This is a genomic window from Mesorhizobium sp. AA23, from assembly GCF_001672435.1.
Classification (GTDB): Bacteria; Pseudomonadota; Alphaproteobacteria; order Rhizobiales; family Rhizobiaceae; genus Mesorhizobium.
The window spans coordinates 98,766-114,256 of the sequence record NZ_LYTP01000028.1 but is presented as its reverse complement, the minus strand read 5'-3'; the positions used below and the strand labels follow the sequence as shown (position 1 = coordinate 114,256).

The following is a 15,491-nucleotide window of genomic DNA, read 5'->3' as shown; positions in this document are numbered from 1 at the left end:
GCACTGCATTGCGCAAGATTGTTTGGCCGAACGCAACCGCAGGGAGCTTCCATGAAGTCTGGGGTTCTAAACCTCGTGTTGAAGCGGCTGGCGATCGCGATCGTCACCCTTCTGATCGTCCTGTTCGCCGTGTTTTTCGCCACCAGCATGCTGCCGGGCGACACGGCGTCGATCCTGCTTGGACAGGCGGCGACGCCCGAGGCGGTCGCCGGTCTGCGCGAGGCCATGCATCTCAATGATCCGGCGATCCTGCGCTTCCTGCGTTGGCTTGTCGGTCTGCTCCATGGCGATCTCGGGACCTCCTACGCAAACGAAATGCCGGTCGCGGCCCTGATCGGCGGGCGCTTCGTCAACACCATGAAGCTCGCCGGCATCACCACGCTGATCTCGGTGCCGCTGGCGCTGACGCTCGGCATCACCGCCGCGATGCTACGAGGCTCCGTCTATGACCGCACCGTCACCGTGCTTTCTATCGGCGTGATCTCGGTGCCGGAATTCATGGTCGCGACCCTCGCCGTCTTGCTCTTTGCCGTTTATCTGAAATGGCTTCCGGCGTTGTCTTCGGTCAACGAGGCGCACTCGCTTGCCGACCTCGTGCGCATCTATTCGATGCCGGTGATCACCCTCACCTTCGTTATCTCGGCGCAAATGATCCGCATGACGCGCGCCGCGGTGATCGAAACGCTCTCAACGCCTTATGTCGAGATGGCGCTTCTCAAAGGCGCCTCTCGCAGCCGCATGGTGCTCAAGCACGCCCTTCCGAACGCGCTTGGGCCGATCGTCAACGCGGTCGCGCTCTCGTTGTCCTATCTGGTCGGCGGCGTCATCATCGTCGAGACGATCTTCAATTATCCCGGCATCGCCAAGCTGATGGTCGATGCGGTCGCGACCCGCGACCTGCCGCTGATCCAGAGCTGCGCGATGATCTTCTGCCTTGGCTATCTCCTGCTCATCACGGCCGCCGACATCGTCGCCATCATGTCCAACCCGAGGCTCAGATGACAGTGGCGCGCGCGGCATCCTCCCGACGGTCCTTCCTGGGCCACAGCTACAACGTCGTGGGCGTCGTGGCCTCGCTGGTCATTCTGGCATGGACGCTGGTCGCGATCTTCGCGCCCTTCATCATTCCCCATCCGATCGGCGACATCGTCGACGACGACTATTTCGGCCCGATGCGCCAGGGGCTGTGGCTCGGCTCGGACTATCTGGGGCGTGACATGCTCTCCAGGGTTCTCATGGGAGCACGCTACACCGTCGGCATATCGCTTGCCGCCGTCTCGATCGCCTGCTTTTCAGGGGTCGTGCTGGGGATGATCGCGGCCGTCACCGGCGGCTGGTTCGATACCTGCCTCAGCCGCTTCCTCGACGCCATGAACTCCATCCCCAGCAAGCTGTTCGGCCTTGTTGTCGTCGCCGCGGTCGGCTCATCGATCCCGGTGCTGATCCTGACGCTCGCCGTCATCTACATCCCGGGCGCCTACCGCTTCGCGCGGGCGCTTGCCGTCAACATCAACACCATGGATTTCATGACCGTCGCCCGCGTCCGCGGCGAGAGCACTATCTATCTCATCGGCTCCGAGATCCTGCCGAACATTATCCGGCCTGTGCTTGCCGACTTCGGCCTGCGCTTCGTCTTCATCGTGCTTTTGCTCTCCGGCCTGTCCTTCCTCGGGCTCGGTCTGCAGCCGCCTTTAGCCGACTGGGGCGCGCTGGTGCGCGAGAACATCGGCGGCCTGCCCTTCGCGGCCCCGGCCGTCATCGTGCCGTCGCTGGCGATCGCCAGCCTGACCATTAGCGTCAACCTCTTAATCGACAACCTGCCGCAGAAGATCAGGGACCGGGACGCATGACCAATCTCGTCGAGGTCAGAAACCTTCGGATCGAGGCAAAGACCGACGCCGGACGTCTGGTCGAAATCATCAAGGGCGTCAGCCTCGACATCGCCGATGGCGAGATCGTCGCCCTGATCGGCGAGAGCGGCTCCGGCAAGACGACGGTGGCGCTCTCCCTCATGGGCTATGCGCGGCCCGGCTGCCGGATTACTGGCGGCGAGATCAATGTCAACGGCAAGAACATGGCTGCGCTTACCGAGCGGGAACGCGCCAGGTTGCGCGGCACCCACATCGCCTATGTTCCGCAAAGCGCCGCCGCCGCCTTCAACCCCTCGTCGACCATCATGGAGCAGGTGATCGAAGTCACGCGCATTCACGGCCTGATGCCACCCCAGCAGGCGCGAAAGCGCGCGGTCGAGCTGTTCCGGGCCTTGTCGCTGCCTGATCCGGACGGGATCGGCGCCCGTTATCCGCACCAGGTTTCAGGCGGGCAACTGCAGCGGCTGGCGGCCGCCATGGCGCTGATCGGCGATCCCAAACTGGTCATTTTCGACGAACCGACGACCGCACTCGACGTGACGACCCAGATCGACGTGCTCAAAGCATTCAAGTCGGTGATGAAGGCGGGCGGCATAGCGGGTGTCTACGTTTCCCACGACCTCGCGGTCGTCGCCCAGATCGCAGATCGCATCGTGGTGCTGAAGGGCGGGGAGGTGCAGGAGACCGGCACGACGGCCGGAATCCTTTCGGCTGCCCAGCATCCCTATACACGGGAATTGCTGGCCGCTTTCGAGCCGAAGTCGAGGCAGATACGGGCCGATGAAGATTCCGGACCAAAACCGCTGCTTCGCATCGACAATCTGATAGCCGGATACGGCCCGGTGAAAGGTGACGGGCAGCCGGTTATCCGCGCGGTCGATTCCGTCAGCCTGATCGTGGAGAAGGGCCGCAATCTCGGTGTCATCGGCGAGTCCGGTTGCGGAAAATCGACGCTGGCGCGCGCCATCGCGGGCATTCATCCGGCGGCGACCGGCGATATCGTCTTCGACGGCAAGGCACTGGAGCGCGCCGCCCGGAAACGCACTCGCGACCAGCTGCGCGAGATGCAGATCGTGTTCCAGTATGCCGATACCGCGCTCAATCCCGCCAAGCCCATTGAGGACATCATCTCGCGACCGCTGGCTTTCTATCACGGGCTCGACAAGCAGGCGCGCTCGAAGCGTGTCGACGAGTTGCTCGACATGGTGCGCCTGCCGAGGTCGCTGCGCTACCGTCATCCCTCGGAGCTCTCGGGCGGCCAGAAACAGCGCGTGAACTTCGCGCGCGCGCTGGCGGCCGGTCCGAAGCTCATCATCTGCGACGAAATCACCTCAGCGCTCGACACGGTTGTAGCGTCCGCCGTGATCGAGCTACTCAAGGAGCTGCAGCGCGAGCTGGGGCTCTCCTATATCTTCATCAGCCACGACCTCTCCGTCGTCGAGGCCATCTGCGATGAGATCATGGTCATGTACAATGGTGAGCGGGTGGAGCAGATCACGCCCGACAAGGTGAAAGCGCCCACGCACCCTTATTCCAAACTTCTGTTTTCCTCCGTGCCGAAGCTCGATCCGACCTGGCTCGACGGCCTCGTCCGCGACCCCGAGCTCGTCACTCAGTACGGCCACCGCTGACCAAACTGACCGGAGGGGATTCGCCGGACTACAATTGCGAGCAGAGCCGGTAGGCCTCATAGATTGACGAGTAGATGTCCCTGCTGGCGACCGCGTCTCCAATGCGGTGCAGGACGAAGGATCCTGGAGCTTGGAGCCCTTGCACCCCCTTTGTCGCCACTCCCGTCATGAGCGCGGTGTCGGTGACGCCCTCATTGGCGGAGCGGGCACGCAATTCCTGATAGGTATCTTCCACAGGTGCCGTGCCGCGCTCGACAATGAGTTGGGCCGCGGTCATTTCCGTTTCTGCACCGGTGAGCTCATGCCGGAACCGGGCGGCGATGCCGTTGCCGTGGCGCGCTGCCTTGATGAGCCGCAGATCGCCGACGACCCGGATGCCGAGTTCGGACGCGAGTTTGCGGAAACTGACCCGGTCCGGATAGGGTGTCTCGATCGCAAGGGTGTCGTCAGCCATGGCCAGGCTGACCGCATGTCCCAGGCGGGCAAGATGCAGGGCACAGGATATGGCGGCCTGGCGTCCAGTCTCATCGTAGATGAGCACATCGGCCTTCGCGGGCATGACCCCGGTCAAGATATCCCAGACGCTGTCGCAATGTTCAGCGCCCTCCAGCCACTCCATGTCCGGGATGCCGCCTGTGGCGACGATAACGGCATCCGGTTTCTCGGCAAGCACTCCATCTGCGTCCGCATAGGTGTTGAGGCGGACATCCACGCCCAGGCGCGCGAGCTCTTCGGCGCGCCAGTCGACTATACCGATCAGATCCTTGCGGTCGGAAGCCGAGGCCGCAACCAGCACCTGCCCGCCGAGCCGGGCCCCAGCTTCGAACAAGGTCACGCTGTGCCCGCGCTCGGCGGCGACCCGGGCCGCCTCCATCCCGCCCGGACCACCGCCGACGACGACCACCCGTTTCGGCGTTTCGGTCCGGTCAATGATGTGGCTGACGGTCGTTTCATGGCCGCTGGCGGGGTTGTGAATGCAATGGACCTTCTTGTACAGGCAGTAGGACGCGCCGACGCACGGGCGGATGCGGTCTTCTTCGCCCCGCATCACCTTGTTGACGATATGCGGGTCGGCAATATGCGCTCGAGTCATGCCGACCAGATCGACAAGGTTTGCGCGGATCGCGTGCCGCGCCGTGGCTACGTCCCTGATGGCGGCGGCGTGGATGACCGGCAGCCTGGTTTCCCGCTTGAACTGCCCAACCAACGGCAGAAACGGCGCGCTCCTGATAAACATGCCGGGCATATTCTGCTCGGCCAGCGACAAGTCGGTGTCCATGCGGCCGAAGATGCAGTTGAAGAAATCGACATGGCCTTCGCGCTCGAACAGCCGGGCGAAGGCAAGGCCTTCCTCGAAATCCGATCCGTCGTCGACCGCCTCGTCGATCACGAAGCGGATCCCGACGGCGAAGTCGTCGCCCACCGCGCGGCGGATCGCTTCGTGAACCATCAGCCCGAAGCGCGCGCGGTTTTCCAGCGAGCCGCCGAAAGCGTCCGTGCGCCTGTTGGTTCTGCGCGACAGGAATTGGCCGATCAGATGGCCGCCGGTGACGGTCTCGACGCCGTCCAGGCCGCCGTCAACGCAGCGCCTGGCGGCACTGGCGTAGTCCTTGACGATCCTGTCGATGTCCGCGGCGTCCATTTCTTTGGGGAAATTCCGGTTTCGCGTCTCGCGGACGCGTGACGGCGCAACCGGGGGCAACCAGTGACCGGCATAGGCAGTAGCTCGCCGGCCGAGATGCGAGACCTGACACATGACCGTCGCGCCGTGGCGATGAATTCGCTGCGACAGCGATTGGAGATGAGGGATGATGCGATCGCTGGAAAGATCCAGCTGACCGCCGCCCCAGCTCGAATCGGGCGACGTCATCGCCGAGCCGCCGACCATAGTCATCGCCAGGCCGCCGCGCGCCTTCTCTTCATGATAGCGCTGATAGCGCTCGAGCGGCAGGCCACCCTCGTCCAGCATTGAGGCATGACTGGTGCTGACGACGCGGTTGCGCAGCGTTAGACCCTTGAGCCGAAACGGCTGAAGCAGTGGATCGCCGGATGTGCTCCCCGCTTTGAATGCCGCTGCCGGCACATGCTGCTCCGAACCATTCATGAGGGTTATAGTTCGCGATTTGCAGGACTGCAGGAAAGCTTGAAAATTGTTGGGGCGGCTATACGCTTGGCGTATGGCTGGCTTCGCAAAACTCGTTCCATCCGCACGCGGACTCCTCGTTTTCGAGGCCGCTGTCCGTTCAGGAAGTTTCACGGCCGCAGCGCGCGAGTTCAACGTCACGCAACCCTCGATCAGCCGCAGCATCGCTCAGCTGGAGGCCGATCTCGGCGTGGCTCTGTTCACGCGCGGTCCAACGGGATTGTCCCCGACCCCGGAGGGGCGCGCCCTCTATTCGGCTGTACGGGAAGGATTTGACGGCATCGAGGAGGCGATCGGCACGATCAAGCGGAACAGTGCCGCAAAGCCGGTGGTTACCCTTTCGCTCTCGAGCTCTCTCGCTACGCACTGGTTCGTTCCGAGGTTAACGGCGTTCAACACGCGATTTCCCGACGTGGACCTGAGGTTCGAACTCATCGCCGGCGTTCTGCGAGGACCCGCCGAGAATGTCGAGCTTGCCACCAGAATCCTGGCCGACGACGACACCCACTATCACCGCTGGGCCTTCTCGCCGGAAATCATCGTTCCGGTGTGCAGCCCATCCTATCTGTCGCACCACGGCCGCTTGAACCATGACTCGGACGGCGAAGGTCATATCCTGCTTCATCTCACCGACGCCAAGGAGCAGTGGCTGGACGCCTGGGGCAGCGTAGCCCACCGCAAGACCAGCAGGGCGAAATGGCTCGAATTCTCGGACTACGCGGTCGTGCTTCAAGCCGCGATGAACGGAGAAGGCGTGGCGCTCGGCTGGCTCAGCAATGTCTCAAGGGCACTGCTTCAGGCAACGCTCGTTCCGGCCTCGGACAGGCAGATCAACACCGGACGGATCCATGAATTGATTGCACCTCGCTCACGGCCAGTGCGGCCGATCGTCTCCGATATCCGCGCCTGGATGATCGCCGAGATGCAAGCCGAGTTGAAAGCGTTGCGCGCACTATTGCAGCCCGGGGTCCTGTAGCCCGGACCGCAGCAGACAACTGCAGCGCCCGGCACAGCCTACCCGCGGACTACATCGGAAACAGGCTGGGCAGCGGCATGTGCGATTTGACGATGGGCGACTTCAGCACCACGAAGCTGAAATACTTGTCGATGCCGATATCCATATCGGTCAGCCGCTCCATGATCGTCTGGTACTCGCCAATCCCGGCGGTCACGAATTTCATCAGATAGTCGTAACCGCCCGACACGAGGTGGCATTCGATGACCTGATCGATCTTCTCGACGACGGCGAGAAAGCGGGCAAAGTCCACCTGGCGATGGTTCTTCAAGGTGATTTCGGTGAACACGGTCAGTGTCTGGCCGAGCTTGCCGATGTTGACCTGCGCGGAATAGCCCTCGATATAACCTTCCGACTGGAGCTTCTTGACCCGCATCAGGCACGGGCTCGGCGACAGGTGCACCAGTTCGGCCAATTCCACATTGGTGATGCGGCCGTTCTTCTGCAATTCATGCAGAATCTTGATGTCGATCCGATCCAGTTTCACGTCCATCTCCGAAGAACGCAAGCCACAGCACAAAATGCCGCCACTTCTCTAGCCGTGACACTACCACAGCCCGCAGGCCTGTCTATCCGATGGGCCTGCTCTGACACGCAGGGACTCTCGATTCCATTGCGCGCTACGGAATAAAATTCTGCCTGAAGCATAACTGCGGCAGCGGCTGCCTGCGCAACGCGCTAGATTCGAGCCTCGAAGCAGAGAGAGGACCATGCGCGCGCCGCTGCAACAGATCGAGACATCCGACGAACTGCCGCAATCCGCGGATGCGGTGGTGATCGGCGGAGGCATCGTCGGCGTCTTCGCGGCCTACTACCTGGCTAGGCGCGGCTTGAAGGTCGCGCTTGTCGAAAAAGGACGCATCGGCGCCGAGCAATCCAGCAGGAACTGGGGATGGTGCCGCCAGCAGAACCGCGACGCCCGCGAGCTGCCGATGGCGACGCGCAGCCTCGATCTCTGGGAGCGCTTTGCGGCCGAAAGCGGCCAGGACACCGGCTTTCGCCGCTGCGGCCTGCTCTATCTCAGCAATGACGAGGCGGAACTGGCCGGCTGGGCGCGCTGGCGTGACTTCGCCAGAACAGCGGGCGTCACCACGCACATGCTCGACAGCGCCGAGGCCAGCGGGCGGGGCCGCGCCACCGGCAGGACCTGGAAAGGCGGCGTCTTCTCGCCGACCGACGGGACCGCCGATCCGTCGCAGGCCGCGCCAGCGGTCGCCCGCGCCATCCTCCAGCTTGGCGGCACGGTGCATCAGAATTGCGCCGCGCGCGGTATCGAGACCGAGGGCGGTCGCCTGAGCGGCGTGATCACGGAAAGCGGTACGATCCGGACGAAAGCGGCGGTTTTGGCCGGTGGCGCCTGGGCATCCTCCTTTTGCCGCCAGTTCGGTTTCCGGTTTCCGCAGGCCTCGATCCGCTCCTCCATCCTGTCCGTCTCGCCCGGCGCGGGGGGCTTGCCGGATGCGCTGCACACGGCAAAGATCTCGGCGACGCGGCGCGGTGACGGCGGCTACACCCTCGCCATAAGCGGGCGCGGACGCGTCGACTTGACGCCGCAGCAGCTGCGCTTCTCTTCGCAGTTCGTCCCCATGTTCCTAAAGCGCTGGCGCAGCCTCGCGCCCGGGGGGTTGCAGGGGGTGCGCTCAGGCCACGAAACGCTCCAACGCTGGCGGCTCGACCGGCCGACGCCGATGGAGCGGATGCGTATCCTCGATCCGATGCCGGATCAGGCGACCATCCGCCTGACCCATGCCCGCGCGCTCGAGCTGCTGCCTGCGCTGCGGCAGACGAAGATCAGCGCGGCCTGGGCGGGCTACATCGACAGCACCCCGGACGGCGTGCCGGCCATCGGCGAGATCCACGCCGTTCCAGGCTTCTTCCTGGCTGCCGGATTTTCGGGTCACGGCTTCGGCATCGGACCCGGTGCCGGGCACCTCGTCGCCGATCTTGTCACCGGGTTGGAGCCGATCGTCGATCCGAAATCCTACGATCCGCGGCGTTTCGATGCTTCGGCGTGGGGCAAGGTCGCCGACTTCTAGTTTCAAACGCGACATTCCGACCTCGCTTGGCAGGTGAACCCTCCGGATTGCATCAGCTCTCCCGAAGAAAGGCACCGATGGGGGCAGGCCGGATGGGGGCCTGCCCGCGAAACCGGCCGACATCCTCGGGCCTACAGCCGGCGTGGGCTGCGATGAGTTCGGCGGCTGCCAACTGGCAATAACGCCCCTGGCAGCGCCCCATGCCGACGCGCGAGAGCGATTTCACCCTGTTGGCCTCGCCGCCGCCGAGAGTCGTGCCCTCGCGCACGGCCCCGGCAGTGACGTTCTCGCAGCGGCAGACGATCGTATCGTCGGGAAGCGCCCTCACCATCGCGCCTGGCCAAGGAAAGGCCTGGGCCAGACCGCGGGCAAAGCGCTCGAGCCGTGCGAGCCTGCGCGGGTCGGCGCCGACGGAGGGCACCGGGCGTCCAAGATCGGCAAGGCACGCCGCCGCGGCAACGCGTCCTGCGATCTCCGCGCCGTCCGCCCCTAGGAGACGGGCCCCATCACCGGCCAGGTAGATGCCATTGCCGGCTCGCCCCATCTCGTCGGCCTTCGGCAGCCATTGCCGCCACTGTTCGTCATAGGTGAAGGCGCATCCCGCAAGGTCAGTCAGATGAGTCTCCGCCCGCAGGTGCCAGCCCATGCCGACCATGTCACATAGGGTGTGCCGCTCCCGGCCGCCGGCGTCGCGCCAGCGCATCCCGGTGACACCCTGTCCGTCGGCATCGATTCGTTCCAGTGTCACGCCAGCGTGATAGCGGCGACCCAGCCGCGCCCGCAGGGCCAGCCCGCGCAACGCCACGATTGGGCGGGCGGCAAGTCCCCAGAACCCGCGCATCTGCCGGCGCCAGGAGGAGGTATCGAGCACCGCCGCCACATCCGCCCCGGCCTTGAGGAGTTGCGTGCCGACCAGCGTCAGCAAGGGGCCCGACCCGATCAGCACGATGCGCCGTCCGAGTGCGACGCCCTGCGCTTTGAGCGCGATCTGCGCCGCGCCAAGGCTGTAGACGCCGGCGTTCTGCCAGCCAGGGATCGGGGCGACGCGGTCTGAAGCGCCGGTGGCGAGGATCAGGCGGTCGTAGAAGACGACCTCCGCGCCGCCGTCCCTCAGCACATGCAGCCGCCCCTCATGCACGGCGATGACGGAGCTGCGCGCGCAACAAGTGAGCCGCCCTTCTTCGGCCATCCGGTCGAAGAGCGTGTGCAGTGCGCAAGCCTTATCCGCCTCAGAGCCGTACAGCTGCTCCGGAGTTCGGACGAACCCGGCAGGCGGGCGGCGATAGATCTGCCCACCCGCGCGGTGCTCTTCATCGATCACCACCGGATGGAGCCCGGCCTCGACCAGGGTCGCCGCGGCCCTTATGCCGGCGGGGCCCGCCCCTACGATCACGATGCGCGGCGATGACGGCTCGCTCACGGCCAGTTCTCCGGCGGTGTCGTTCGCAGCCGCATGCCTTCGACGACAAGAGTTGTGCACGCAGGCAGGCGCGGTCCCTCTTCTTGCCACACCCAGCAGTCCTGGCAGGCTCCCATCAGACAGAAACCTGCGCGCGGCTCGGGACCGAACTCGGAACTCCGGAGCGCATGTGCTGTAGCCAGCATTGCGGTCAGCACGGTGTCGCCGTCCAGCGCGTTGCGCGTCTCACCGTCGAGAAGGAATTGCACCTCCTCGCGATCGCGCTCGGCCAGCCGGACGATGCGGCCGACCGTCATCATTCGGCGGCCTCTCGTACCGGCCCCGGACGAGGCAGTTCGGGAAAGCGTTCGCAGACCGCCTCGAAGGCCGCTTGGACGCCTTCCGGCCCGGAGCGACCTTTCATGCGGCGAAAAATCTCCGTCTTGGCGAAGAACCGCCAGTGGATCGGCAAGGCGTCCAGCAGAGCGTGGAGCCGATCATAGGCGGCCGGCGTCCACTGCGCTTCGTAGCTGTCGCGCTCCGGCCCGAAATGGAAATGGCCGACGGACGGCGAGTGCCTCGCGCGCAGCCGCTCCGTCGCGCGCTCGTCGACTTCGCCGCCGCGGATAACGACCCCGTAGTCGCTTTCGGCTGCGGCCGGCGAGAGATAGCCGCGCCGCACATCCTCACCGACCCGCCAGGGCTCGCGCTGAAACGGATCGCCGCGTCCGCCGCCGCCGGCGGAGCGGATCGCGAGCACGTCGCCCGGCTGCAGCACCGCCGTGTCGATGTTGCCCAGCCGCCGCTCGCGGTCGGTGCCCGGATTGACGACCATGTCCGACAAGCCGGCCGCCTTGCCGCCCAGCACGCCCCAGGGACGGAAGAAGCTGCGGTCGCGATTGCGCGCCGTAATCCGGGAGTCGGGGGCAAAGACACGAAAAGCCATCTCCGTCGCCAGCCCGCCGCGCCAGCGGCCCGCACCGCCGCTGTCCTGGGCGAGCCCATATTTCACGAACTCGACCGGCGTCTCGGTCTCGGTGATCTCGATCGGCGTGTTCTTGAGATAGGCGGCATCGGCGCCCGATCCATTGGTGCCATCGCGACGCGGCATCGCGCCGCCGCCGCCCACGACGGGGTTGACCGCCGCGATGACGCTCCGGCTGGTGCGCTCATCGATGGTCATGACGTTGACGATGCAGTTGTTGCCGGCCGGCGCCGCCGGCAAGCGCTCCGGCAGCACCTGTGAGAAGGCCCCGAAGATGACCGAGCGCAGCCGGGCGCAGGTGAGCGAGCGCATGCCGACGGCGGCGGGATGGACGGGGTTCAGCACCGAACCTTGCGGCGTGATGCAGGTGAACGGCCGGGTGAGGCCCGTGTTGAGCAGGATTTTCGGGTTGAGCGTGTAGAGCACGTAATACACCCCGACCAAAAGCATCGTGTGGCGCGGGTCGCCGCCCGAAGGCACGTTGAGTGAGGAGCCGAGCTGCGGATCGGAGCCGGTGAAGTCGAGCACGGCCTCATCGCCTTTGATCGTCAGCGTCAGCTTCAGCCGGCAGGGATTGGCCTCGACCGAATCCTCATCGGCATAGTCGGCGAATTGCCAGGTGCCGTCGGGCATGGCGCGCAGCACGGCCCGCGCCTGCGCCTCGGCATGGTCGAGAAGAGCTGCAACGCCTTCGACGAAGCCGGCCTTGCCGAACTTCTTCACCATCGCCTGGGTCTTGCGCTCGCCGGTGTTGAGCGCGCCGACCAGCGCCTTGATGTCGCCGATGTTGAGGTCCGGCTTGCGCACATTGGTGCTCATGATCCTGAGGATCGTCTCGTCGAAGACGCCTTCCCTCACCAGCTTCATCGGCGGAAAGCGGACGCCTTCCTGATGGATTTCGGTGAGCGCGCGGCTGAGCGAAGCCGGCACAGCCCCGCCCATGTCGGTGTTGTGGATGTGCCCTCCCGTCCAGGCGACGATCTCGCCGTCGACGAAGACCGGCTTCCACAAATGCGTATCGGGCGCGTGCGTGGCGACGTGGCCGGAATAGGGATCGTTGGTGAAGGCGACGTCTCCCGGCCGGTAGTCGTTCACCATGGCGATCGCACGGTGATAAGAAAGCCCCGGATACCACGTGGCGCCGAGTTCCATCGGGACGGCGAAGGTCGCTCCCGAGCGATCCATCAGCATCACCGTAAAATCCTGCGTCTCCTTGACGAAGGCGGAGTGCGCGGTGCGGTGCAGCGTGTGGGCCATGTTCTCGGCCGCCGCGCGGGCATGGTTCGCCAGAACCTGAAGATTTGTGCGGTCGAACAAGGCGTCACTCCGCGAAAGTCAGTACGAGATTGAGGTGGCGATCGACCCGCGCCTGCGTTCCGGCGGGGAGGGCGAAGGTGGTATCTTCCTGCACTACCACCGCAGGCCCGTGAAACGCGCTGCCCGGCACCAGGGTCTGGCGGTCATGGAGGTCGACGGTCTCGACGGTCAGACCGGTATAGACCGGCACCCGGCGCGCCGGATGGGTCGGGACGTCGATCTCTTCGGTCTCGGGGAAGGAGAGCGCCGGACCTGCGCCTATCGCGGACAGCCGTACATTCACAAGCTCGATCGCGCCGTCCGGATCGTGGAAGTCGTAGAGCTGCTCATGGGTGCGGTGGAATGCCTGCTCGATCGCGGCCGCGTCGCCGTCCGCCAGCCATTGGGGCGAAAGGACAACCTCGATCTCATAGCTCTGCCCGAAGTAGCGCATGTCGCAGGAGAGTGTGAGTTGCGCGGCCGCATCGTGCCCCTGCGCCGCAAGCCAGTCGCGGCCCTCCTGCGCCAGCGCCTCGAAGGCCTCGCGGATTCCGGGAAGCGACGCGCCGGATAGCGGGCTGAAGATGGTGCGGATGAAGTCCCCGCGCAGATCAGCCACCAGCCCACCCAGCGCCGATACCACGCCGGGGCGGCGGGGCGCCATGACGCGCTTGATGCCGAGCTCGCGGGCCAGGAAGGCGCCGAGCATCGGGCCGCCGCCGCCGAATGGCATCAGGGTGAAATCGCGCAGATCGACGCCGGCGCGCGAGGCGAGCTTCTCAACCTCGACGAACATTTCCGACACCGCGATGTCGAGGATCGCCTGCGCGGTCTGCTCGACCGGACGGCCGAGCCGGGCGGCAAGCTCGCCGACCACGCGATGCGCCAGTTGGGTCTCGATCCTGAGCTGGCCATAGGCCATCTCGCTATGGCCGAGCCATCCGCACACCACCATGGCGTCGGTCACCGTCGCCCGCTCGCCGCCACGGCCGTAGCATGCAGGTCCCGGCGTCGAACCGGCCGATTCCGGCCCGACCCGCAGCACTCCTTGCGCGTCGACGCTGGCGATCGAGCCGCCGCCGACGCCGATCGAGCTCACAGATACGGAAGGGATATGGAGCGGAAATTCGCCGATCAGCTCGCCGGTGCCGAACTGCGGCTCGCCGTTTATGATGAGCGCGAAATCGGCCGAGGTCCCGCCGATGTCGAGGGTGAGAACCTTATCCTCGCCGGCCTGACGCGCCAGCCACGAGGCGCCGATGACGCCGGAGGCCGTTCCCGACAGCAGCATATTCACGCAGGCGCGCTTGCCTTCGGCGGCGTTCATCAGCCCACCGTTCGACTTCGTCAGCATCGGCCGGGCCGGCACGCCGCGATGCTTCAGCCGCTCTTCCAGCGCGGTCAGATAGCCAGAGACGCGCGGATGGACATAGGCATTGAGAATGGCGGTCGAGCTGCGCTCGTATTCGCGGATGACCGGCCACACCTCGGCGGAGGTGAAGACGAAGAGGTCGGGCGCCAAGCGCGCGATCGCCGCCTTGACCGAAGTCTCCTGCGCAGCGTTGCGCCAGGAATGAAGGAAGGACACGACGATCCCCTGCGCCCCGTTCGCTTTCGCGGCCGCGACCGCGTTCTCCACCGCCGCCGTGTCGGGCGCCTGGGATTCATTGCCATCGGCGCGCATGCGGGCCGGAATGCCGAACACCATGTCGCGCGAGATCAGCGGATCCGGCCGCGCGCAGAACAGCGAATACATGTCCGGCATGCGAAGCCGCGCGAGTTCGATCACGTCCTCGAAGCCGGCATTGGTGAATAGCGCCAGCGGCGCGCCCTTGCGCTGGATGATGGTGTTGATGCCGACCGTCGTGCCGTGCACGAAGCGCTTCATATGGGTCGGGTCGAAGCCTTCGCGTTCGGCTAGCAAGGTGAGCCCCGTCATCAGCTCGGCACCCGGATCTTCCGGCGTCGTCAGCACCTTCAGCGAAGCGACGCGTCCGGAGTTTGCTTCGAGCGCGCAGAAATCGATGAATGTCCCGCCGATGTCGACGCCGACCTTCCAGTCGGCCTCCTTCCGTGCCTCATCCGCCGCAATGGCTCCATCCATGATGCGTCCCTCTCTGTCTGCTCGGAAACTCGCACGAGCGAACAGTCACGGTCCAAGATGGATGATGGGCAAGAATATAAGTCCTACTTATACCTTAACTCTATGCTCGCCGAGAACGGCGGAGCAGGCCGCGCGGATGTCATCGCGCATCGTTTCGTCGGCCCTCGACAGGGCTCGTGCGCGCGACGTGAGCAGCGCAATCGGGAACTCCGGGCCGCCCGCCAGCGGCCTGACAGCGAGGCCGGAAAACTGGTGCCACGGCAGCAGCGCGTCGACGAGAGCGACGCCCAGGCCAGCCTGGACGAATCCGACCGCGGAAATCGAAATGTCGATCTCCAGCGACGGCGAAAGCGCCACGCCTTGCGCGCGGGCCGCGTGGGCCAGTTCGTCGGCGGGACGCGTGTTGCCGCGATAGGATATCAGTTCCTGCCCGACGAGATCAGCGAGCGTCAGCTCGGTTTTCTTCTCCAGCGCGTGTCCGCGCGGCAGCAGGCAGGCGAAGCCGACACTGCCGATCACCTCGGCCTCGATGTCGGGAGGCAGGCGGTCATCCATGGCCACGCCGAGGCTCGCATCGCCGGCGCGCAGCATGTCTACAATCGCGGCGATCGGCGCGCTATGGGAACGCAGCAGCATGTCGGGATGCTGCGCCCGAAATGCGGTGAAGGCGCGCGGCAATACCGCCATGGCCGGCGGCGGCGAGGCGGCGACCCGCACCAGCCCGGTCCGACCGAGACGCAGATCGGTGGTCTTGCGGCGCAGGCCGTCGAGCCCCGCCGACAGCCTCTCGGCATCGGGAAAGATCTCGAGTGCCTCAGGGGTCGGCCGCAGCCTGCCCTTGACCCGCTCGAACAGCGTGAAGCCGAGCTCGTCCTCAGTGTGGAGCAGTATTTGGCTGAGCGCGGGCTGGGAGATGTTCAGCATTCGCGCCGCGGCGGTCACGGTGCCGGCGCGCATGACGGCGATGAACACTTCGAGCTGCCGGGCCCGCATTCCTACTCCATAGGTCAA

12 protein-coding genes are annotated in these 15,491 nt (G+C 65.4%); 5 read left to right on the top strand and 7 right to left on the bottom strand.

Going from position 1 to position 15,491, the window contains the following annotated elements; translation table 11 throughout:
* Positions 1-51: 51 nt before the first annotated feature.
* The 3 genes from A9K66_RS20400 to A9K66_RS20390 are packed head-to-tail and all read left to right on the top strand — an operon-like array spanning position 52 to position 3,502.
* Positions 52-1,002, top strand: a complete 951-nt coding sequence (locus A9K66_RS20400; protein WP_066989177.1) for an ABC transporter permease — start codon at positions 52-54, stop codon at positions 1,000-1,002.
* The gene (locus tag A9K66_RS20395; protein WP_067327451.1) at positions 999-1,850 is read left to right on the top strand and encodes an ABC transporter permease; all 852 of its coding nucleotides are present in this window, start codon (positions 999-1,001) and stop codon (positions 1,848-1,850) included. The genes A9K66_RS20400 and A9K66_RS20395 overlap by 4 nt, the downstream gene beginning before the upstream one ends.
* Positions 1,847-3,502, top strand: a complete 1,656-nt coding sequence (locus A9K66_RS20390) for an ABC transporter ATP-binding protein (protein WP_067327448.1) — start codon at positions 1,847-1,849, stop codon at positions 3,500-3,502. Before A9K66_RS20395 ends, A9K66_RS20390 begins: the two co-directional genes overlap by 4 nt.
* 28 nt (positions 3,503-3,530) lie before the next feature.
* Here the strand turns inward: A9K66_RS20390 and A9K66_RS20385 are convergent, their stop codons facing one another.
* Positions 3,531-5,606: an NADH:flavin oxidoreductase gene (locus tag A9K66_RS20385; protein ID WP_067327445.1), complete on the bottom strand. Its 2,076-nt coding sequence runs from the start codon at positions 5,604-5,606 to the stop codon at positions 3,531-3,533.
* Between the two features lie 73 nt (positions 5,607-5,679).
* Between A9K66_RS20385 and A9K66_RS20380 the strand changes: the two genes are divergently transcribed.
* Entirely contained in the window at positions 5,680-6,621 is a 942-nt protein-coding gene (locus A9K66_RS20380) for a LysR family transcriptional regulator (RefSeq protein ID WP_067327442.1), read from the top strand.
* A 49-nt stretch (positions 6,622-6,670) separates the two neighbouring features.
* Here A9K66_RS20380 and A9K66_RS20375 read toward each other — a convergent pair whose 3' ends face one another.
* On the bottom strand, positions 6,671-7,147 hold the full coding sequence (locus A9K66_RS20375; RefSeq protein WP_066989429.1) for an Lrp/AsnC family transcriptional regulator: 477 nt from the start codon (positions 7,145-7,147) through the stop codon (positions 6,671-6,673).
* Positions 7,148-7,370: 223 nt separating this feature from the next.
* Here A9K66_RS20375 and A9K66_RS20370 point away from each other — a divergent pair, with 223 nt between their 5' ends.
* Positions 7,371-8,696 carry an FAD-binding oxidoreductase gene (locus A9K66_RS20370; RefSeq protein WP_067327439.1) on the top strand — a complete coding sequence of 442 codons (1,326 nt, stop codon included), beginning with the start codon at positions 7,371-7,373 and terminating at the stop codon, positions 8,694-8,696.
* 52 nt (positions 8,697-8,748) lie between these two features.
* Here A9K66_RS20370 and A9K66_RS20365 read toward each other — a convergent pair whose 3' ends face one another.
* The 5 genes from A9K66_RS20365 to A9K66_RS20345 all read right to left on the bottom strand — a co-directional run bounded on the left by A9K66_RS20365 (position 8,749) and on the right by A9K66_RS20345 (position 15,473).
* The gene (locus tag A9K66_RS20365; protein ID WP_067327435.1) at positions 8,749-10,116 is read right to left on the bottom strand and encodes an FAD/NAD(P)-binding oxidoreductase; all 1,368 of its coding nucleotides are present in this window, start codon (positions 10,114-10,116) and stop codon (positions 8,749-8,751) included.
* Positions 10,113-10,415: a (2Fe-2S)-binding protein gene (locus A9K66_RS20360; RefSeq protein ID WP_067327432.1), complete on the bottom strand. Its 303-nt coding sequence runs from the start codon at positions 10,413-10,415 to the stop codon at positions 10,113-10,115. Before A9K66_RS20360 ends, A9K66_RS20365 begins: the two co-directional genes overlap by 4 nt.
* Entirely contained in the window at positions 10,412-12,397 is a 1,986-nt protein-coding gene (locus A9K66_RS20355) for a hydantoinase B/oxoprolinase family protein (RefSeq protein ID WP_067327429.1), read from the bottom strand. Before A9K66_RS20355 ends, A9K66_RS20360 begins: the two co-directional genes overlap by 4 nt.
* Before the next feature lie 4 nt (positions 12,398-12,401).
* Positions 12,402-14,480, bottom strand: a complete 2,079-nt coding sequence (locus A9K66_RS20350) for a hydantoinase/oxoprolinase family protein (RefSeq protein WP_067327427.1) — start codon at positions 14,478-14,480, stop codon at positions 12,402-12,404.
* A gap of 87 nt (positions 14,481-14,567) precedes the next feature.
* Positions 14,568-15,473, bottom strand: coding sequence for a LysR family transcriptional regulator (locus A9K66_RS20345; protein ID WP_067327424.1), 906 nt, complete (start codon positions 15,471-15,473; stop codon positions 14,568-14,570).
* Positions 15,474-15,491 lie beyond the last annotated feature (18 nt).